Consider the following 21,570-nt stretch of genomic DNA (forward strand, 5'->3'; position numbering starts at 1 on the left):
ATTCTTTTAAAATAAACCTTTGGTGGTAGGTAAGACCATTTTTTCAATATCTCTTTTAATGGCCATTTTAATGGATTTTGCAAATGCCTTAAATATAGCCTCAATCTTGTGGTGCTCATTGGTGCCTTCTGCCTTAATATTCAAATTGCATTTTGCACCATCAGTGAAAGATTTAAAAAAGTGATAGAACATTTCGGTGGGCATTTTTCCAATCATTTCCCGTTTGAATTCAGCTTCCCAAACCAACCAATTTCGTCCACCAAAGTCAATTGCGACTTGTGCCAAACAATCATCCATAGGCAAACAAAACCCATAACGTTCGATTCCCAATTTGTTTCCCAATGCTTTTTCGAAAACCATTCCCAACGCAATTGCTGTATCTTCAATGGTGTGATGCTCGTCAACTTCTAAATCACCGACAACATCTATTTTCAAATCCAATTGTGCGTGGCGCGCCAATTGGTCTAGCATATGGTCAAAAAATGCAATACCTGTTTGAATGTTGCTCTTTCCTGTACCATCAAGATTCAATTCTATGGAAATATCTGTTTCATTGGTTATCCTAACAACTGAAGATTTTCGTTCATCACTCTTCAAAAACAGATAAATAGCTTCCCAATCATTGGTTTCAAGAGCAATATATTCATCCAAACTATTGGGTTTGACAGTTATTTCAGTGGTTCCTAAATTTGAGTTATCATTGATGAAGATTGCTTTTGACCCCAAATTTTTAGCCAATTCAACATCAGTCAATCGATCACCAATGACAAACGAATTTGCCAAATCATAATTTTCAGTAAAATACTGTGTCAACAAACCTGTATTGGGTTTTCGAGTCGGTGCGTTTTCTTTTGCAAAAGTTCTATCAATCAATTGTTCTTTGAAAATAATGCCTTCCGACTTGAAGGTCTTAATGATAAAATTGTGAACTGGCCAAAAGGTGGATTCAGGAAATGATTCTGTACCCAAACCGTCTTGATTGGTAATCATTACCAATTCATAATCCAACTCTTTCGCTATTCGACTTAAGTATGGCAATACTTTTGGGTAAAATGATAGTTTTTCAAAACTATCTATCTGTTCATCAGATACTTCATTGATTAGCGTTCCATCCCTATCTATAAATAATACACGTTTCATTTTATAGTGATTTTAATATGGCTATTAGGTTCTTACATTCTTCTGGCGTTCCAATCGTAATTCTCAAGCAATTTTCACACTTCGGCTGTGAAGATATATTTCTGACCACAATACCTTTTGCAATCAATTGATTGTATCTCTTTTGTGCATCATCGACTTCAACCAATATAAAATTGGCATCGGTTGGAAATATTTTGATGACAAAATCTATGGAATTGAGTTCCTTAATGAGAAAACTTCGTTGATTTTTAATTGTTTGTATTTGCTGTAACGGCGCATCCTTTTCGTTCAATTCGTTGATGACTTTATCAATCGTCAATTGATTGATGTTGTATGGATATTTTATCTTATTTAAGATTGAAATAATTTCGGTCGAAGCAAAACAAATTCCAAGTCTAATTCCTGCCATTCCGTAAGCTTTTGATAGCGTTTGTGAGACAATCAAATTTGGGAATTTTTCCAATCGCATTGACCAACTTTCATTTTGGGAAAACTCAATGTACGCTTCGTCAATGACAACAATTCCGTTGAAATTTTTTAATAATTCTTCAATTTTTGATTGGCCGATACTATTCCCTGTCGGATTGTTAGGCGAACATAAAAACAGAATTTTGGTGTTTGCATTCGATAGGCTTAAGATATCATCTACATTCGGCTGAAAGTCTTTTGTCAATTCTATTTTGATGATTTCTAAATCATTCAAGTTTGCAAGCACCTCATACATTCCGTATGTTGGTGGCAATATCACTACGCTATCTTTTTTAGGCTCACAAAACATTCTGATAATCAAATCCAAAATCTCGTCACTGCCATTTCCAAGGAGCATATTATCAGTAGAAACACCTTTTAGATTTGACAACAATTGCTTTAGTTCCAGTTGTTGCGGGTCTGGATAACGATTGATGCCGTTATCAAAAGGATTTTCATTGGCGTCCAAAAAAACCATTTCTCTGTTTGCACCTTTGAATTCATTTCGTGCTGAAGTGTAAGCCTTCAAAGCTTTTATACTTGGTCTTATGAAATTCTGAATATTCATCTTAAATATCTTTTAATCGGATTGAAACTGCATTTTTGTGCGCCTGTAAACCTTCGGCCGCTGCCATATTTTCGATAGTTTCACCAATGGTCTTCAGTCCTTCCCTTGTTATTTTTTGATATGTGATACTTTTTTGAAAGCTATCTAAATTGACTCCTGAATATGCTCTAGAAAAACCATTAGTTGGTAATGTATGATTCGTTCCGGATGCATAATCGCCAGCACTTTCCGGAGTAAAATTCCCCAAGAACACCGAACCTGCATTCACTATTGAATTCGTAAAAAACTCTTCATTTTTCGAGCAAATAATTAAATGTTCTGGTGCATACTCATTAATTAGCTCCAATGCAATCTCTTCATTTTCAATATAAATCAGTTTTGAATGTTCAATTGATTTTTGAATGATTGATTTCCTCGGAAGGTTATCCATCTGAAATTCCAGTTGGTTTTGAACCTGCGACAACATCGTTTTAGAGGTTGTTACCAAAATCACTTGACTATCTGAACCGTGTTCCGCTTGGCTTAACAAATCTGAAGCCACATAAGAAGGATTGCCAGAATCGTCCGCAAAAACCAGCAATTCACTTGGTCCTGCTGGCATATCGATAGCCACACCATATTTGGTAGCCATTTGCTTTGCAACAGTGACAAACTGATTACCTGGACCAAATATTTTATAAACCTTCGGAATGCTTTCTGTTCCAAAGGTCAAACCAGCTATAGCTTGGATTCCACCTACTTTATAAATCTCGGTAACACCACAAAGTTGTGTCGTATATAAAATTTCGTTCGCAATGTTTCCATTTTTGTCTGGAGGTGTGCATAAAATAATGTCTTTGCAACCTGCAAGTTTAGCTGGTACAGCCAACATCAATACCGTAGAAAATAAAGGAGCAGTCCCTCCAGGAATATACAATCCGATTTTTTCTATGGCTTTTTTCTCTTGCCAACACAGTACTCCAGGCATCGTTTCCACTTCAACTCTATCAGTTCGCTGGGCATCGTGAAATTTTTCAATGTTTCCCTTGGCAACTTTAATGGACATTTTCAATACTTGAGAAATTTTGCTTGAGGCATTACTAATATCCTCCGCTGATACTTTCATCGATAAAGATTCAACACCATCAAACATTGAAGTATATTTTGCTATGGCTCTATCGCCATTTCGCTGCACGTCGGCAAAAATTTCATTGACAGTAGATTCAATTGCATCTATTGTTGTAGTTGGTCTCATTAAAAGTTGAGACCACTCTTCTTTTTTAGGGTTTTCTATTATTTTCATAACACCATATTTTCTATTGGACATACCAAAATTCCTTCGGCACCATTCTGTTTTAATTCGTCGATAATTTCCCAAAACTCGTTTCTATGGATAACCGAATGCAATGAACTCCAACCTTCTTTAGCAAGAGGTAAAATTGTTGGACTTTTCATACCTGGCAGTATGTCGATGATACGTTCAAGTTTGTCATTAGGTGCATTCAGGAGAATATATTTACTTTGACGACCTTTTAAGACCGATTGGAAACGGAAATGCAATTTGTTCAAAATGAGTTGATTTTCTTCTGATATTCTACTCGAAACTGCTAAAACCGCTTCGGATTTCAAAAGAACTTGAACTTCTTTCAAACCATTTTTAAACAAGGTACTTCCACTGGAAACAATATCTACGATGGCGTCTGCCAAACCAATATTTGGAGCAATTTCCACGGAACCATTGATGACGTGCAGGTTTGATTGTATATTGTTCTTCTTCAGAAACTCACTTACAGTATTGGGATAGGAAGTTGCAATGCGTTTACCTTGTAAATACTCAATTCCAGTGTATTTTGTGGATTTTGGAACAGCTACAGATACCTTGCAGGATGAAAATCCAAGCCGTTCAACAATCGAACTATTTCCTCCATTTTCAATCAGAATATTTTCACCGATTATGGCAGCGTCAACAATGCCATCTTGCAGATATTGAGGAATGTCTCCATTTCGAAGGTAGAAAATTTCCAATGGAAAGTTTCGAGCGGATGCCTTTAACTGGTCTTTGCCATTATCTATGGAAATGCCAACATCACTTAAGATTTTTAACGAGTCGTTGTGTAAACGACCTGCCTTTTGGATTGCAATTTTTAATTTACTCATTTTTCTTTCTTTGGTTAAAAGTGTTTGAGCAAATCGTTTGGAAAGAATTCCACCTTGGTGGAAATAAAAAAACCGCCTGACTTACTCAAACGGTTTTAAAAATATCTTGGATTTATTCAATACATTTTCAGCTCGCTTGAGTGCAAGTATGAAAATGATGATGATGGTTTTGAATAAATTTCATTTCTGTATTTCTTATCGCAAAGATTGAAAATTAATTTTTTCAATCCAAAATTTCAATTATTAATTTTTTGTTAACCTTACTGATTTCCCAAAATTATAGGCATTCCAGAATCACCAGAACCAATAACAATTACTTTGCTGTTATTTGATTCTGAAAGTTTTATAGTTGCTTCTATACCCTTGTCCTGAAGAATTTTATCAGTTAGTGATGCACTCAAAATCTTATTGGCATCAGCCTTACCTTGCGCTTCGATGATTTGTCTTTCAGCTTCTTTTTGAGCAGTTACCAATCGAAATTCGTACTCCAAGGATTCCTGTTCTTGTTTCAATTTTCGCTCAATCGCATCTTTAATAGTTGACGGCAAAGTTACATCCCTAACCAAAACTTCATTCAATTGAACATACTGTTTATCCAATATTTTCTTCGTTTCTTCAAAGATCTCATCTTGTATAGCATCACGTTTACTGGAATATAATTGTTCGGGCGTATATCTTCCCACAACACTTCTGGCTGCACTTCTAATGGCAGGCTGAATAACGCGTTGCAAGTAATTTTCACCAAGATTTTGATGGAGTTTACCCAAATCATTGTAAACCGGTAAATACCAAGCAGACGCATCAATTTGAATTTCTAGACCATTTGATGACAACACTTTCATTTTTTCAAACAACTCCTGTTGCCTAACTTCGTAAACAATAACATCATTCCAAGGTGCAATCACGTGAAACCCTTCTCCAAGTGGTGGTTCATCGGTTACGACGCCTCCTCCAAAAGTCTTATATAGTACGCCGGCTTCTCCAGAGCCTATGGTCACGGCAGATTTCGCCAATAAAATAATTAAGACAATAATTGCTATGATTGCAGGTAGTGCAATTTTAGGTAATCTATCCATAAAAAGTGAGTTTAGTTAAATTAATCCGTTGTATTTTCTGATAAACCATTCCAGAGAAAGGCACAAAACGATAACGGCAAGTAAAAATTTCCAATCGATTAAAGGTACGACATTTTTACTACTTTTTTGAATGGTCACAAAGCGCTCATCACTTATCAGTTCATTGATGATGTCATCACTTTCATTTATAAAATAAGGCTTTCCTTGACTATTGGTCGCAAGGCTTTGAAGTTTTGTTACATTGGCATTCAAAAATTGTTGCTCAACATTATAATCCAAAATCTTAATCTCACCAGAATTTGAAACGTTTTCATTTTTGACTGACACTGTAAACGCATAATCACCAGAAGGCAATCCGCTTAAATCAACTTCGTAACTATTGTTTTTCAGAATAAAAGGAAATGTTCTTGTAGCTTCAGTCTCCTTGTTTTTGAGAGTGATATTAAGTGTAGCACTTTTATCAAACTCATAATTTTTGTTGAAATACTGCGCACTTATCTGTACGTCATCGTTTCCGTTGTAGAATGATTCGTAGACGACATTCAGACGCGTTTTCTTTTGGTTTGAACTCAAATATTGAACGAGTTTCCCCATAAAATCATCAAAGCTGGCAAACGATTTGGTATCCAAGTACGTTTGTGCGCGCCATCTCCAGATACCTTCACCTAAAAGTAAGGCCTCTCTCCTATCATTCGCTTCAAACGATAGTAGTAATGGTTCATTCAGTTGTGTTCCATTGACTGATTTAAACAAAATGGTTTCCGTTGGAACTTTGAATTTAGTGACACCAAATTCTGATTTTAAAGGTGGAAAATCACTAAAATCCAAATCATCGATGATAAATGGCGAATAATTGATGTTAAGAATTGGTTGAAATTCTTCCGTTTGATTTGTTATTGTTTGAGTGTATAAATTTTGAAAACCGTTGAGTGCCGACCAATTAGTTTGAGCTCCAACAATGGTAAATTTGTTCAATCTTAACTTTTCAACTTCTTCATAAACTGTTTTAAAGTTGTTGTTTGGTTGATATAAAATAACCAATTGAAAATCATTTGATTGATTTAAAAAATCATTGGGTTTTAAAATCGTGGCTTGTCGTTGTTCATTACTTTCAATTGACTTTTTTAATGCTCCCAAATCTGGGTGAAGTACATCTGAAACTATGGCCACACTTGTCTTTTGGTCAATAACTTCAACTGCGAAATTCTTGACATTATTTGCAATATTTTTCTCACTTTCGATGGCAACAATTTCTGCCTTGTAACTGCTCACTCCAACTCTATCGGCTGGCAAGGTCAAATTGAAAACCTTTGAAGCATTTTCTTTGCTGAAATTTACTTTTTCGGAATAGACGGTCGCATTACCTGATGAAACTCTCAATTCAGAATTGACATTTTCGGTTCCAGAGTAAACAGTTATGATTTCCACAGGAAATTTATTTTTTAAATAAGCATATTTATTGACGTTCAACTGCTGGATTTTCAAATCCAGATACTGTGTTGTGTCTCCTAAAATCACAGGAAAAATAGGCTGTTTGAACTTGCTGGTTGCATATTCGTAATCATTTCCATAGGTTTGATTTCCATCGGATACCAGCAACGTTGGCGAAGTAGAATTAGCAAACACTTGAGACAAACGTTCAAATAGCAATGATGGATTTGATTGTTTTTCGTTAAAAGTCAATGAATCATTGGCATTGACTTCCTTCCCGAACGTGTAAACCTCCAAATTGAACCGCTCATTCAACTGATCATTCGATCTTAAATTTTGCAGTAGTGTCTTAACTTTTGAATCTTGTTTCAGATAGCTTATGGATTCAGAATTATCAACCGCAATAACAAGATTTGGCTTTTCATTGTAGTAAGTGATTTTGTCGAATTTGGGATTGATGAGCAACAGCAACACGGAAAATATTGTCACAAATCTCAAAAAAGCGAGCAACATATAGATTGTTGATCTTTTTTTGGACTTATATATATACTGAAAAAGCGCTAATGATAGCGCTATAATTCCAGCTAATATGATATATAAAACCGTTTCTTTTTGCATTAACTAATTAAGAGTTTTGCCTGCCTACTGAATACTGAACACTGCATACTATGTCAGCATACCACCATCCACATTCAATGTCTGTCCTGTAACATACGCACTCATATCGCTCGCCAAGAACACGCATACATTAGCAATATCCTCTGGAGTGCCTCCTCGTTTTAATGGGATGGCATCTCTCCATCCTTTAACGGTTGCTTCATCCAGTTTTGCAGTCATTTCAGTTTCTATAAAACCTGGTGCAATGACGTTGCTTCGGATGTTTCTTGAACCCAACTCCAATGCCACAGATTTAGAAAAACCGATAATTCCAGCTTTTGATGCTGCATAGTTGGTTTGTCCTGCATTTCCTTTTACACCAACCACCGAACTCATATTGATGATAGAACCTTTACGCTGTTTCAGCATTGTTCTTTGAACGGCTTTGGTCATATTAAAAACTGACTTCAAATTGACTTCAATAACCTTATCAAAATCTTCTTCTGTAATTCGCATCAAGAGGTTATCTTTAGTAATACCTGCATTGTTCACCAAAATATCAATACTTCCGAATTCTTCAACAACAGCGTCAGCCAATTGTTGTGCTTCATTAAAATCGGCAGCATTACTCTGATAACCTTTTGCTTTGACCCCTAAATCATTCAATTCTTTTTCAAGTGCATTTGCCGATTCAACAGATGAGCTATATGTAAATGCCACGTTCGCTCCGTGTTGAGCAAAAACTTCTGCAATTCCTTTTCCAATTCCGCGAGAAGCACCTGTGACGATTGCTGTTTTTCCTTCTAATAGTTTCATTTGAAATAGTTATAAGATTAGTTGTTGACCAAATATAATAATAACAAGTTGTATGAAATAAAAAACCTCATAAAATTATGATGAATTTATGAGGTTTTATAGGTATTATTTAGTTTGGTTTATCCCAAAACTTCTTTTACTTTTTTACCGATTTCGGCAGGAGAATCAACTACGTGAATGCCGCATTCGCGCATAATTTTCTTTTTCGCCTGTGCAGTATCATCACTTCCACCCACAATTGCGCCTGCGTGTCCCATAGTACGTCCTGCAGGAGCGGTTTCACCAGCTATAAATCCGATGATAGGTTTTTTGCTTCCACTGTTTTTATACCATTTTGCTGCATCAGCTTCCAATTGACCACCGATCTCTCCAATCATCACAACAGCTTCAGTTTCTGGATCATTGATCAACAATTCAACGGCTTGTTTTGTAGTAGTTCCAATAATTGGGTCGCCACCAATACCAATTGCTGTCGTAATGCCCAAACCTTGTTTTACCACTTGGTCTGCAGCTTCGTATGTCAACGTTCCAGATTTTGAAACGATACCAACTTTTCCTTTTTTGAATACAAAACCAGGCATAATTCCAACTTTGGCCTCACCTGGAGTGATAACACCTGGACAGTTAGGCCCAATCAAACGACAATCTTTATCTTTAATATAATCTGCGGCTTTAATCATATCAGCAACAGGAATTCCTTCAGTAATACAAATAATTACTTTAATCCCAGCGTCTGCAGCCTCCATAATGGCATCAGCAGCGAAAGCCGGTGGAACAAACAATATAGATGTGTCTGCTCCAGCTTTTTCCACAGCATCCTTCACTGTATTGAAAACAGGTCTGTCTAGGTGTGTTTGACCTCCTTTTCCTGGAGTTACGCCACCCACAACGTTGGTGCCATATTCTATCATTTGTGTCGCATGGAATGTTCCTTCGCTACCTGTAAAACCTTGCACTATAATTTTTGAATTCTTGTTTACTAAAACACTCATTGTATTGGTTTAATTTATGATTTTAAAACGCCACAAAAATAAGGTTTTTTGAGGGTTATTTATGAATTGATTGTCTTATTTTAAAAATGATTTCAGACTTGCTGGATCTTCATCAGCCAATTGACTTATTTCGTAGCCTTTAAATAATTTCCCCTTTTTTATTTCCCAAATCGAGATAAAATGGGCTAAAGGCTGTTCTTCATCAGGGTTTTCAATAGGAGTGACATAAATGGTATATCGTGCTGTAACGGATTTACCCTCTTCGAGTAAGTGACTCAATTTATACTTAAAAGACAGATATGCTTTTTGAATATTTTGCAGCATAGCTTCGATGCCGTCATAATCTAAAGCATTGAATCCTTTACTGCTATTCCAATATAACTTACAATCCTTATGAAAAAAAGACATCGCATTGTCATCTTTTGCCAGGTCTAGATTATAAAATTGTTTGATGATTTTTTTGGCAGACATTTAAAGGTTTTTTAATTTTTCTATGAGTTCTGGAATTCTTTTGATATAGGCCATTTCCTTGAACTTCTCACGTGCATCCTCGGCTGGTGAGCCAAAATAGGTTTTGTTTTCTTCCGTAGAATGACCTAATCCAGATTGTGCATACAAAACCGTACCCTTGGCAATGGTAATTCCACTTTTTACGCCCACTTGGCCCCAAAGTGTGACCTCGTCTTCAATTACAACACAGCCAGCAATGCCTGTTTGCGAAGCAATCAAGCATTTTTTACCAATAATGGTATCATGTCCCACTTGAATTTGATTATCCAATTTCGAGCCTTCACCAATAGTAGTATCACCCGTGACGCCTCTATCAATTGTACAAAGCGCACCAATATCAACATTATCTTTTATAACCACTCTTCCACCGGAAATTAATTGGTCAAATCCTTCAGGACGTTTTTTATAGTAAAAGGCACTTGCTCCAAGAACAGTTCCTGCATGAATGGTGACGTTGTTACCAATAATTGAATCATCATAAACACTCACATTTGAATGAATAACACAATTTTCACCTATGGTTACATTGTTGCCAATAAAGCAATTAGGCTGAATGATGGTATTCTTGCCAATTTTAGCTGAATTAGAAATAGATGAACTCGAAGATTGAAAAGGTTTGAAATGTTTTGTCAGTTTATTGAAATCCCTAAAAGGATCGTCACTTATCAGTAATGCTTTACCTTCTGGGCATTCCACTTCTTTGTTAATTAAAACAATGGTTGCTGCTGAATTTAAAGCCTTATCGTAATATTTAGGATGATCAACAAAAACAATATCACCCGCCTCTACTACGTGAATTTCATTCATTCCAAGCACAGGAAAATCATCAGCACCAACATAAGTGGTTTCGATGAGTTCTGAAATTTGCTTTAAAGTATATGGTTGAGGAAATTTCAATTGAAATTATTCTTTAATTCGCTCTTTGTAAGTACCCTTTTCTGTCTCAATTTTAATCTTGTCTCCTTCGTTAATAAACAAAGGCACATTGACTTCTGCTCCAGTTTCTACAGTAGCTGGCTTTGTAGCATTCGTTGCTGTATTACCTTTAACTCCTGGTTCTGTAGCAGTTACTTCCAAAATAACCGTTGCAGGCATCTCAACTGAAAGAGGCATATTATCTTCAGTATTGATTAAAATAGTTACTACCTCACCTTCTTTCATTAAGTCTGGACGGTCCAACGCAGCTTCTGTTAAACGAATTTGAGTATAATCTTCTGTATTCATAAAATGGTAAAACTCACCATCATTGTACAAAAATTGAAACTTATGTGTTTCTACCCTTACATCTTCAATTTTGTGTCCAGCAGAAAATGTATTATCCAATACTTTTCCGTTGGTCACACTTTTCATTTTTGTTCTTACGAACGCAGGACCTTTTCCTGGTTTAACGTGTAAAAACTCGATAATTTTATAAATATCATTATTATATCTGATGCATAATCCGTTTCTAATGTCTGATGTACTTGCCATAATATTGCCCACGAAAGTGGGTTTCTTTTATTTGTTAATATTTAGTTTTTCAATCGCTTCTCGACTCCTCTCGAAGTGACAGTATTTATTTATTTTTTAGTATTCAAAATTCAATTTGATTTAAAATATCCTTTCATAATTCCTCTATGAGAATTTTTGATGAATTGAAGAATTTCATCACGCTCTGGAGTTGCTTCCATTTCGGCTTCGATAATTTCTGAAGCTTGGGTATTATTGTAATTTTTTTGATAAAGAATACGATAGATGTCTTGTACCTCTCTGATTTTTTCAGATGAAAATCCTCTTCGTCTTAATCCTACGGAATTGATTCCAACATAGGATAAAGGCTCACGTGCTGCCTTCACATAAGGTGGAACATCTTTACGAACCAAGGATCCACCAGTTACAAATGCATGATTTCCAATGGAACAAAATTGATGCACTGCTGTCATTCCCGCCAATACAACGTAGTCGCCAACCGTGATATGCCCTGCAAGTGTGCTATTGTTTGAAAAAATGCAGTTGTTTCCAACGATACAGTCGTGTGCTACATGACAATAGGCCATAATTAGGCAATTGTTTCCAATGACGGTTTTCATTCTATCAGTCGTACCTCTATTGATAGTAACACATTCTCTAATGGTCACATTGTCGCCAATTTCAGTAGTGGTATCTTCATCATTATATTTAAGATCCTGTGGAACTGCCGAAATAACTGAACCAGGAAAAATATTGCAATTTTTCCCAATACGAGCACCTTCCATAATTGTGACGTTACTGCCTATCCATGTTCCTTCACCAATTGTCACATTGTTATAAATAGTTGTGAAAGGTTCTATAACGACATTCTTTGCAATTTTAGCACCTGGATGCACGTAAGCTAATGGTTGATTCATTTCTTCTTGATTATTTTACTTTTGAAATTTGCGCCATTAATTCAGCTTCTGCACATAGTTTTCCATTGGCATACGCATATCCTTGCATATGGCAAATACCACGACGTATAGGTGTAATTAAGTCACATTTAAAAATTAGGGTATCACCTGGAACTACCTTCTGTTTGAATTTAACATTATCTATCTTCATAAAAAATGTCAGATAATTTTCTGGATCTGGAACAGTGCTCAAAACCAAAATTCCACCTGTTTGCGCCATTGCTTCTACAATTAAAACGCCTGGCATAACTGGTGCTCCTGGAAAATGTCCTGCGAAAAACGGTTCATTCATGGTGACGTTCTTCATACCTATAACACCAGAATCTGTAAGTTCAAAGATTTTATCAATCAATAAAAATGGTTGTCTATGTGGCAGCATCTCCATGATTTTGTTCACGTCCATCAATGGCTCTTGATTCAAATCGATATTAGGAACATTGTTGCGTCGCTCATTCTTGATGAGTTTTGACATTTTTTTCGCGAACTGCGTATTGATATAATGGCCTGGCTTGTTGGCAATGACTTTTCCTTTAAGTCGCACACCAACCAATGACAAGTCTCCTATGACATCCAGTAGTTTGTGTCTTGCAGCCTCATTTGGATAATGAAGCGTCAAATTATCGAGAATACCGTTTGGTTTTACAGCAATGGAATCTTTTTTGAAAGCCACTCTCAACTTTTCCATGGTTTCGGGTGACAATTCCTTATCAACATATACAATGGCATTGTTTAAGTCACCGCCTTTTATCAAACCATTCTCCAAAAGCATCTCAATTTCATGCAAAAAGCTGAAAGTCCTAGCATTTGAAATATCTTCTTTGAAATCTCCAATATGGTTTAATGTGGCATTTTGTGTTCCTAACACTTTAGTACCAAAATCGACCATTGTGGTCACCTGATATTCTTTTGCAGGCATGATGACAATTTCACTTCCTGAATCTTCGTCAATATAAGATACCACATCTGTAACTACATACTCTTCTCTAAACTCTTTTTGTTCTTCAATTCCAGCTTTTTGAAGTGCTTCGACAAAAAATTTGGAAGAACCATCCATAATTGGTGGCTCTGAAGCATCCAACTCAATAACAGCATTGTCAATATCCATTCCTACCAAGGCGGCCAATACATGTTCAGAAGTTTGAATGGTCACACCATTTTTTTCCAGACAAGTGCCCCGTTGTGTATTGGTCACAAAATTTGCATCAGCTTCAATCACAGGACTTCCTTCCAAGTCTATTCGTTTAAAGGCAAACCCAAAATTTTCCGGAGCCGGCTTAAATGTTAAGGTTACATTCTTGCCTGTGTGCAAACCAACACCTGTCAAGGACACATCATTTTTTATGGTCCTCTGCTTTATTTCTGTTTTAACTATTGCCATTTACTTTTTTATCAATTTCATTTATTTCTCTCATAATTTTTGGAAGATTCTTAAAATAGACATATGACTTATTGAAATCGCCATATGCCAATGCTGGTGAACCTTGCAACACCTCATTATCTTTTACGTTTCTACCAATACCCGATTGAGCCTGAATCTTCACATTATTTCCAATGGTTATATGCCCCACTATACCGACCTGACCACCAATAATACAGCTTTCTCCTATTTTTGTTGAACCTGCAACTCCTGTTTGTGCGGCAATTACAGTATTTCTTCCAATTTCAACGTTGTGTGCAATTTGTATCTGATTATCCAGCTTAACACCTCTTCTAATAATTGTTGATCCTAAAGTGGCCCTATCAATAGTAGTCGCTGCCCCTATATCCACATAATCTTCCAAAATGACGTTTCCTGTTTGAGGAACTTTGGAATATTCTCCCTTTTCATCTGGAGTGAATCCAAATCCGTCTGCACCAATAATGGCACCGGAATTGATAACACAATGGGCTCCAACTATGCACTCAGAGTACACTTTTGCACCTGCAAACAGAATGGTATTTTCTTTAATGGTAACATTATCTCCAATATAACAGTTTGGAAATATTTTGACATTGTCTCCTATTTTGACATTTTCACCGATGTAAGTGAAAGCACCGACATAAATATTCTCGCCAAGTGTTGTCGAATCAGCAATAAAAGAAGGCTGCTCAATGCCACTTTTATTCATCTTAATTTGATTGTAATATTCCAATAACTTTGAAAAGGATTTGTATGCGTCATCAACCTTGATAAGTGTCGTCGAAAGTCCATTTTCTGCTTCAAATGTCTTGTTGACTATCGTAATGGAAGCTTTTGTTGAATAGATGTAAGATTTGTATTTAGGATTTGCCAAAAAGGTCAAAGAGCCCTCGGTTCCTTCTTCAATTTTAGACAGTTTTGAAACTTCAACATCGGGATTTCCGACAATATCACCTTCCAGAATGCCTGCTATTTGTGTGGCTGTAAATTTCATTAAACGCAAAAATAGAAAAAATGTCGCATATTTTGTTGATTGACCTAAACTAGTTTATCAGCATGTTATTAGCATGCAGGACGAGTATGTTGCATCAATTGTTACAATGAAAACAAAATATCACTTTGGGTAGCAGAGATAATACTTTGTGACTGGCTCTGACAGTGCTTTCAAGTTCAATTGGTCGGAAGCTTTCACAATATCATGAATTTTTCCGGTTTTAAGTAGAATGTTAATTTGTTGTGCGTCGTGCTGATAAGCTTGGTTTGAAATTTCTCCCATAAACACAAAGTAATCAGCTTCATATCTTGAAATCTTATAGTTGTCCATCAACTTTTTAAGATGTTTTTCTTTAGATTCAGGCTTAATGGTTTTGTTTTTCAACTTTATCTTTAACAAATCTCTATTGATAATCATTTCAGAGAGATTCTTCAACACAAAATCTTCACAAGATTGCCATTCTTTCATTGCAGAAATGATATCATAATCATCCAACTTCGAAAATTTTTCTAAAGTTTGCTCGTTGAAATTTTCAACTGAAATGTCATTATTGAGGAAATATGAGAGTGCTGTATTAGCAGGCAGCTTCTGTCCTTTTTTGGTCAATTCTTTGGCTCGCTTCAACATTCGCATCAGAAGTTGTTCGGCTGCCAAGCTCGTTTTGTGCAAATAAACTTGCCAATACATCAATCGTCTTGCAACGAGGAATTTTTCTACACTATAAATACCTTTTTCTTCAATTACCAGCTCATCATTCTTAACATTCAACATCGTGATAATACGTTCACTATTGATATTTCCTTCTGCTACACCTGTATAAAAACTGTCTCGCTTCAAATAATCGGCTCGGTCCATATCCAATTGGCTAGATATCAATTGACACATAAATCTACGAGGATATTTGCACTTGAAAATTTCTATGGCAAGCGTTAAACTTCCGTTAAATTCAAGGTTTAATTGCTCCATAAATTTGAGCGAAATTGCCTCATGCGAAACGCCATTTACAATACTATGTTCCATGGCGTGACTGAACGGTCCATGACCAATATCGTGCAATAAAATAGCAACGTATAATGCATTTTCTTCATCTTCTGAAATCGCAACTCCTTTAAAACGAAGCACATTGACCGCTTTTTGCATCAAATGCATACATCCAAGTGCATGATGAAAACGCGTATGATGCGCTCCTGGATACACCAAATAGGACATGCCCATTTGCGAAATTCTTCGCAATCTTTGAAAGTATCGATGCTCAATCAGTTCAAAAATCAATGCATTCGGAATGGTAATAAATCCGTAAATTGGGTCGTTAAATATTTTGAGTTTGTTACTTGATTTCAAACGAGAAAATTTACATTAAACTTTAAACAAATATACATGAACACTATAAATATTCTTTGGGTTGACGATGAAATTGATTTACTAAAACCTCATATTCTTTTTTTAGAACAAAAACAATACAAGGTTACCACCTGTAAAAGTGGCACGGAAGCCATTGAAGTGATTGATGACAACAATTTTGACATTGTGTTTCTTGATGAAAATATGCCTGGACTGACAGGTTTGGAAACACTAAATGAAATCAAGGAAAAACGTGCCAACCTTCCTGTGGTGATGATTACAAAAAGTGAGGAAGAATATATCATGGAAGAAGCCATTGGAAATAAAATTGCTGATTACTTGATAAAACCTGTTAATCCCAATCAAATTTTGTTAAGTCTGAAGAAAAACCTTGACCATTCTAGGTTAGTATCTGAAAAAACCACCTCAAATTACCAACAGGAATTCAGAAAAATAGCCATGGATCTTTCAATGGTGAACAGTTATGACGAATGGGCTGAATTGTATCAAAAGCTCATCTATTGGGAATTGCAGCTTGAAGATATAGAAGATGTTGGCATGACCGAAATACTCGAATCACAAAAGAATGAAGCCAATCTTCAGTTTGGTAAATTTATTGAGAAAAATTATGAAGACTGGTTTGATGATGGCGCAGATGCTCCGACGATGTCGCATAAACTTTTTAAAGATAAAGTTGTTCCAGAATTGAGCGATAAACAGCCTACTTTATTTATTGTCATCGATAATTTGCGTTATGACCAATGGAAAGCCTTTGAGCCTGTGGTAAATAATTATTACAAAAAGATTTCAGAAAAACCATTTTACAGTATCCTACCTACAGCCACACAATACGCAAGAAATGCTATTTTTTCAGGATTGATGCCAAGTGATATGGAAAAGAAATATCCTCAATATTGGAAAAATGATACTGACGACGGAGGAAAAAATCTGCACGAAGAGGACTTTTTACAAGCCCAGCTAAAACGGTTAGGATTACAAAATCTGAAGACTGAATACCACAAAATAACCAACTTAAAACAGGGGAAAAAGCTTGTTGAGAATTTCAGATCTTTGAAAGACAATAACCTTACGGTTGTAGTCTATAATTTTGTAGATATGCTCTCACATTCCAAAACAGAAATGGAAGTAGTGAAAGAACTAGCATCAAACGACAAAGCTTACCGTTCCCTCACTGTGAGTTGGTTCAAGAACTCACCACTACTTGAGATGATTCAGCAAGCACAACAATTAGGATTTAAATTGATCCTTACTACCGATCACGGAACCATCAATGTCAAGAATCCTTCAAAAGTGATTGGAGATAGAGACACCAGCTTAAATCTTCGTTACAAGACAGGACGAAGTCTCACTTATGAAGAAAAAGATGTTTTGGTGGCAAAAGATCCAAAATCCATTCATTTGCCATCCATCACAATGAGTAGCTCGTTTATTTTTGCGAAAGGAGATTTGTTTTTGGCTTATCCCAACAACTTTAACCATTATGTAAGTTATTATAGAAATACCTATCAACATGGTGGTGTTTCATTGGAAGAAATGGTCATTCCATTTGTTGTTTTGAATCCAAAATAATCCTTGAAACGCAAAAAAATCCGTTGAAATACATATTTTTTTAGTTTTTCTCAAAATTTATTCTTATTATTGTCGCAGAAAATGTTAGAAATGCATAAATCTGTCGAGTTTCAGTATCAACTTGGTGACATTGAATTAATTACAAAACAAGTCTTGGATGCCTTAACTTCAAAAAATATTCTTCTTTTTGGAAGTATGGGAGTTGGCAAAACAACTTTTGTAAGTGCACTTTTAAAAATTCTTGGGAGCCATGACGATGCAAGCAGTCCGACATTTTCAATAGTAAATGAGTATGAGTTGCCAAATGATATGATGTATCATTTTGACATGTATAGAATAAAAGATGAAGATGAAGCTTTACAGTTTGGTTTTGAAGATTATTTGTCTTCAAATCATTGGATAGTTATTGAGTGGCCAGAAAGGATACCAAATTTACTTCCAGAAAATGCGGAAATCATCGAAATTATTTTAAATAGCGACTATACTAGAACCCTCAAATTGAATAATAAAATAGACTTAACTAATAAAAATATGGCAAAAAACTGCATCAACTGAAAAAATCAGTAATAGCCCTCCAATAAAGGCTTTCCGAAAGGATTTACGGAAAAACCGTAACAATTCAAGGACTGTTTCAATAAACTTTAACATTTGCTTATAATAATAGGTAAAGGTGTTAATGTTACTTTTGAATCATAATTAATTAATTAAATCCCTTGAATTATGAAAACTAAAAAGTACATCGTCGCGATTGCTTTGTTCGGAGGAATGTTATTTGCAGCTTCTGCTACAAATTTAATTGACCTAAATGGACAAGGAACAACACAAATTGAAAGAGCATCTATTAAAATCCCTGCGGGAGGATAAAAAAGTTCTAAAAAAACAATTTATTTTAGGGAGTGTGTTGGCTATTTTTATAGCGACATCTCCCTTTTTGTTTTATTTATACGAGTATGTTCCAGAATCAAAAGTATGGGACACCTTTCTATTTACTTACAATAGTGGGTATTTTGAAAACACTAAAACTGCCATGTGGATGTTAACTGGCAAAGTCGTTCCCTTAATCTTTTTAATTATTTGGTTTTTCACTTGTCGTCAATGGTGGTATCATTCATTGTTAGTTCCAATAATTATGTATGTATATCAGATTGCCGTTGCTATTAAACAAGATACAACATTAGACGAGTTCGATTTAATATATATGGTTCCTATAATGGCATTAATTGTTCCATCCATTTATTTAATTCGTGCAAGGGTCTTCAATAAACTTAATGATGCCAACAAGACATTTGAAGAACTTGAAGAAGAGTTTATGATTAAACCAACAACCTTTTGGGGTAAGGTCAAACAATATTTTTAATTTTATATTTCAATAACTTCAATTGAATAATTATTTGTAATTTGAGTCCTCAATTTGATCTCAATGAGCAAACAATTATCCCCTTTTACCAAAGCACAATTAATTCCGCAGGAAGAAACGTTGGAGATCTTCAAAAAACGAGGCGATTTATTTATTGGTATTCCTAAAGAGACCTATTTTCAAGAAAAACGAGTTTGTTTGACTCCTGATGCGGTCTCTGCTTTAGTCACAAATGGACATAGGGTTTTAATAGAATCTGGTGCAGGTGATGGTGCTAATTTCAAAGATAAACAATACAGTGATGCTGGAGCAGAGGTCACTAGAGATACTGCCAAAGTTTTTTCCTGCCCTATCATTTTAAAGGTTGAACCACCTTCATTGGATGAAATCAAATTGATAAATCCACAAACCTTACTAATTTCAGCACTTCAACTCAAAACCCAAAACAAAAAATACTTTGAAGCATTAGCCTCTAAACGTATTACGGCATTGGCATTTGAATTTATTAAAGATGAAGATGGTGCTTATCCGGCGGTAAGAGCGTTAAGCGAAATTGCAGGTACCGCCTCCATTCTTATTGCTTCAGAGCTGCTCTCAAATATCAACGGCGGAAATGGATTGATGTTTGGAAATATCAGCGGAGTACCTCCTACAGAAGTTGTAATTATAGGCGCGGGTACAGTCGGGGAGTTTGCAGCCCGTTCAGCTATTGGACTTGGAGCGAATGTCAAGATTTTTGACAATAATATTAGTAAGCTTCGAACAGTTCAATCCAATCTTGGACAAACTTTATATACTTCCACGCTTCAGCCTAAAAATCTTATCAAAGCTCTTAAACGATGTGATGTTGCTATTGGAGCTGTAAGAGGCACCAATAGAGCACCCATTGTAGTTACCGAAGATATGGTTAATACAATGAAGGCAGGAGCTGTAGTAATTGATGTGAGTATTGACATGGGTGGTTGTTTTGAAACCAGTGACGTCACAACCCATGATCGACCCACTTTCGATTATAATGGTATCATTCATTATTGCGTTCCCAACATTCCTGCACGTTATTCACGCTCTGCTTCAGTTTCCATCAGCAATATATTTACACCATACTTATTAAAGGTTGCAGAAGATGGTGGCATTGAAAATGCACTACGTTTTGATAGAGGTTTAAAAAATGGATTGTACTTTTATCACGGAATTTTGACTAGTAAATCTATAGCCGATTGGTTTGATCTTAAATATTCTGATGCCAATCTTTTGATTTTCTAAACAATTAAGTTACTTTTTAAATGAAATTTATTAACCGTGTTGGGTATTATTTAGGTGGGTTTTCTGTAGGGCTTATCATTCTAGCTTTTTTTTTACAAGGAAAAAAAACATCTTGTGACTATGGACCAAATGCAAGAACCACTAAAAATATCGCCGATAAGAATAAATTGTATTCTGACGAGGTTAAAAGAATAATGACCATATACGAAATAGATACGTTGACTGTTTCAAACCTGGTAAGGTTTGGGGATGTAGACTTCTCCAGAAGCAATACAAAATTGAAGGATTGCAAAACCTATCTTATCAACAATACCTTTAAGGAACACAAGGTGGAATTATTTGTAAAAAATTGCGATTCAATAGCGATAATTGAAAATATCACTGTAAAAAAATAGCTCGAAGTACACTCGAGCTATTTTAAATTTTATCTGTTAACAACTATTTTCTTGGTGATGGTCTTTTGATTATCCGTCAACTTTAAAAGATAGAGCCCGTTAGAGTAGTTTGATAAATCCAAAGTCCGTTCGATACCAAAACGTCCATCTTCTTCAGAAATCATTTCATTAAATATCATCTTTCCTGATAAATCATACATTGAAATATTAGTCACAGTCAATATTCCAGATATGCGGATATTCAAATTTCCAGAAGTTGGATTTGGATATACCAAAAATTGATATGCTTCCGGCTCTTCGGGTTCCTCAATGCTTGAACAATCGTTTACAAATACCATTACTTCGGCTGTGTCGTAATCTAGTTCGTTATAAACTGTCACTGAATATTCAGTATCTTCAGAAGGACTCACAGAAATACTCTGTGTAGTTTCACCAGTATTCCATAAATACTCCTCTCCACCACTTGCAGTAAGTGTTACTTGTTCATTTAAACAAATTGTTTGATTTTCACCAACAAATGCTACTACTTCAGGTACAACATTAACTCTTACCTCTTTATAATCATAACAATTATTTACATAACCTTTTACTGAATAAACAGTATTTTCATTAGGACTTACGGCTATGTTAGGTTGTGTTGCCCCATTATTCCATTCATAAGTATTTGCCCCTGTTGCGGAAAGTGTAACGAATTCTCCTTCAAGAATTGTCACGTCAGATCCATTTGTAATATTAACTTGAGGATTTGGATGTACAATTACGGTAACATTATCTGTATCATAATTAGAACCGATATAAGCCGTCACTGAATACATTGTTGTACTATTTGGATTAACATATATGGACTGTGTTGTTTCTCCTGTACTCCATAAATAGGTATCACCTCCTGAAGCGGTTAAAGTAACACCGTATCCAGCACAAGTATGTACATTCGGTCCTGCATCGGCCGTGACAGCATTCGCGGTGGCGACCGTGACGGTGACACTGTCGGTGGCCTGGCAGCCCTGTCCGTTGGTGCCAGTTACCGTATAGGTCGTGGTGGCCGTAGGGCTGACGGTGATGCTCGCCGTGCTAGCCCCGTTGCTCCACTGG

At 35.8% G+C, this 21,570-nt stretch carries 21 protein-coding genes; 5 read left to right on the plus strand and 16 right to left on the minus strand.

What is annotated here, in order from left to right:
* Positions 1-6: 6 nt before the first annotated feature.
* The 15 genes from hisB to M0G43_RS10580 form a co-directional block, all read right to left on the minus strand.
* Positions 7-1,140, minus strand: a complete 1,134-nt coding sequence (hisB, locus tag M0G43_RS10510) for a bifunctional histidinol-phosphatase/imidazoleglycerol-phosphate dehydratase HisB (protein ID WP_248026056.1) — start codon at positions 1,138-1,140, stop codon at positions 7-9.
* A 1-nt stretch (position 1,141) separates the two neighbouring features.
* Positions 1,142-2,176, minus strand: coding sequence for a histidinol-phosphate transaminase (hisC, locus tag M0G43_RS10515; protein ID WP_248026058.1), 1,035 nt, complete (start codon positions 2,174-2,176; stop codon positions 1,142-1,144).
* Position 2,177: 1 nt separating this feature from the next.
* Positions 2,178-3,458, minus strand: a complete 1,281-nt coding sequence (gene hisD, locus M0G43_RS10520) for a histidinol dehydrogenase (protein WP_248026065.1) — start codon at positions 3,456-3,458, stop codon at positions 2,178-2,180.
* The gene (hisG, locus tag M0G43_RS10525) at positions 3,455-4,312 is read right to left on the minus strand and encodes an ATP phosphoribosyltransferase (protein WP_248026075.1); all 858 of its coding nucleotides are present in this window, start codon (positions 4,310-4,312) and stop codon (positions 3,455-3,457) included. The genes hisD and hisG overlap by 4 nt, the downstream gene beginning before the upstream one ends.
* A 260-nt stretch (positions 4,313-4,572) precedes the next feature.
* The gene (locus M0G43_RS10530) at positions 4,573-5,388 is read right to left on the minus strand and encodes a prohibitin family protein (protein ID WP_248026079.1); all 816 of its coding nucleotides are present in this window, start codon (positions 5,386-5,388) and stop codon (positions 4,573-4,575) included.
* Positions 5,389-5,403: 15 nt separating this feature from the next.
* Positions 5,404-7,437, minus strand: coding sequence for a VWA domain-containing protein (locus M0G43_RS10535; RefSeq protein WP_248026081.1), 2,034 nt, complete (start codon positions 7,435-7,437; stop codon positions 5,404-5,406).
* A 48-nt stretch (positions 7,438-7,485) separates the two neighbouring features.
* Positions 7,486-8,232: a 3-oxoacyl-[acyl-carrier-protein] reductase gene (gene fabG, locus M0G43_RS10540; protein ID WP_248026089.1), complete on the minus strand. Its 747-nt coding sequence runs from the start codon at positions 8,230-8,232 to the stop codon at positions 7,486-7,488.
* Positions 8,233-8,351: 119 nt separating this feature from the next.
* Entirely contained in the window at positions 8,352-9,224 is an 873-nt protein-coding gene (gene sucD / locus M0G43_RS10545) for a succinate--CoA ligase subunit alpha (RefSeq protein WP_248026092.1), read from the minus strand.
* A 75-nt stretch (positions 9,225-9,299) separates the two neighbouring features.
* Positions 9,300-9,695 carry a nuclear transport factor 2 family protein gene (locus tag M0G43_RS10550; protein WP_248026093.1) on the minus strand — a complete coding sequence of 132 codons (396 nt, stop codon included), beginning with the start codon at positions 9,693-9,695 and terminating at the stop codon, positions 9,300-9,302.
* A complete protein-coding gene (locus tag M0G43_RS10555) occupies positions 9,696-10,631 on the minus strand; it encodes a UDP-3-O-(3-hydroxymyristoyl)glucosamine N-acyltransferase (protein ID WP_248026095.1) in 936 nt (311 codons plus the stop codon).
* Between the two features lie 6 nt (positions 10,632-10,637).
* Positions 10,638-11,204, minus strand: coding sequence for an elongation factor P (efp, locus tag M0G43_RS10560; protein ID WP_248026098.1), 567 nt, complete (start codon positions 11,202-11,204; stop codon positions 10,638-10,640).
* 110 nt (positions 11,205-11,314) lie between these two features.
* Positions 11,315-12,100 (minus strand): acyl-ACP--UDP-N-acetylglucosamine O-acyltransferase, encoded by a 786-nt coding sequence (gene lpxA, locus M0G43_RS10565; RefSeq protein WP_248026103.1) that lies wholly within the window; start codon positions 12,098-12,100, stop codon positions 11,315-11,317.
* 10 nt (positions 12,101-12,110) lie between these two features.
* Positions 12,111-13,517, minus strand: a complete 1,407-nt coding sequence (locus tag M0G43_RS10570) for a bifunctional UDP-3-O-[3-hydroxymyristoyl] N-acetylglucosamine deacetylase/3-hydroxyacyl-ACP dehydratase (protein WP_248026106.1) — start codon at positions 13,515-13,517, stop codon at positions 12,111-12,113.
* Positions 13,504-14,532 carry a UDP-3-O-(3-hydroxymyristoyl)glucosamine N-acyltransferase gene (gene lpxD, locus M0G43_RS10575; protein ID WP_248026119.1) on the minus strand — a complete coding sequence of 343 codons (1,029 nt, stop codon included), beginning with the start codon at positions 14,530-14,532 and terminating at the stop codon, positions 13,504-13,506. Before lpxD ends, M0G43_RS10570 begins: the two co-directional genes overlap by 14 nt.
* A gap of 120 nt (positions 14,533-14,652) precedes the next feature.
* Entirely contained in the window at positions 14,653-15,873 is a 1,221-nt protein-coding gene (locus M0G43_RS10580; protein ID WP_248026122.1) for an HD domain-containing protein, read from the minus strand.
* A gap of 36 nt (positions 15,874-15,909) precedes the next feature.
* On the opposite strand from M0G43_RS10580, the gene M0G43_RS10585 reads away from it, so the two are divergent.
* From M0G43_RS10585 to M0G43_RS10605, 5 genes are all read left to right on the plus strand, one after another.
* Entirely contained in the window at positions 15,910-17,463 is a 1,554-nt protein-coding gene (locus M0G43_RS10585; RefSeq protein WP_248026125.1) for a bifunctional response regulator/alkaline phosphatase family protein, read from the plus strand.
* A 90-nt stretch (positions 17,464-17,553) separates the two neighbouring features.
* Entirely contained in the window at positions 17,554-18,018 is a 465-nt protein-coding gene (gene tsaE, locus M0G43_RS10590) for a tRNA (adenosine(37)-N6)-threonylcarbamoyltransferase complex ATPase subunit type 1 TsaE (RefSeq protein WP_248026135.1), read from the plus strand.
* Positions 18,019-18,268: 250 nt separating this feature from the next.
* Positions 18,269-18,820: a hypothetical protein gene (locus M0G43_RS10595; protein WP_248026137.1), complete on the plus strand. Its 552-nt coding sequence runs from the start codon at positions 18,269-18,271 to the stop codon at positions 18,818-18,820.
* Between the two features lie 63 nt (positions 18,821-18,883).
* A complete protein-coding gene (locus M0G43_RS10600) occupies positions 18,884-20,083 on the plus strand; it encodes an alanine dehydrogenase (protein WP_248026140.1) in 1,200 nt (399 codons plus the stop codon).
* A gap of 20 nt (positions 20,084-20,103) precedes the next feature.
* A complete protein-coding gene (locus M0G43_RS10605) occupies positions 20,104-20,478 on the plus strand; it encodes a hypothetical protein (RefSeq protein WP_248026143.1) in 375 nt (124 codons plus the stop codon).
* A 29-nt stretch (positions 20,479-20,507) separates the two neighbouring features.
* Here the strand turns inward: M0G43_RS10605 and M0G43_RS10610 are convergent.
* A partial coding sequence (locus M0G43_RS10610; protein ID WP_248026145.1) for a T9SS type A sorting domain-containing protein occupies positions 20,508-21,570 on the minus strand: 1,063 nt, incomplete at its 5' end.

It is taken from the genome of Subsaxibacter sp. CAU 1640, from assembly GCF_023156585.1.
Lineage (GTDB): Bacteria > Bacteroidota > Bacteroidia > Flavobacteriales > Flavobacteriaceae > JBPOFM01.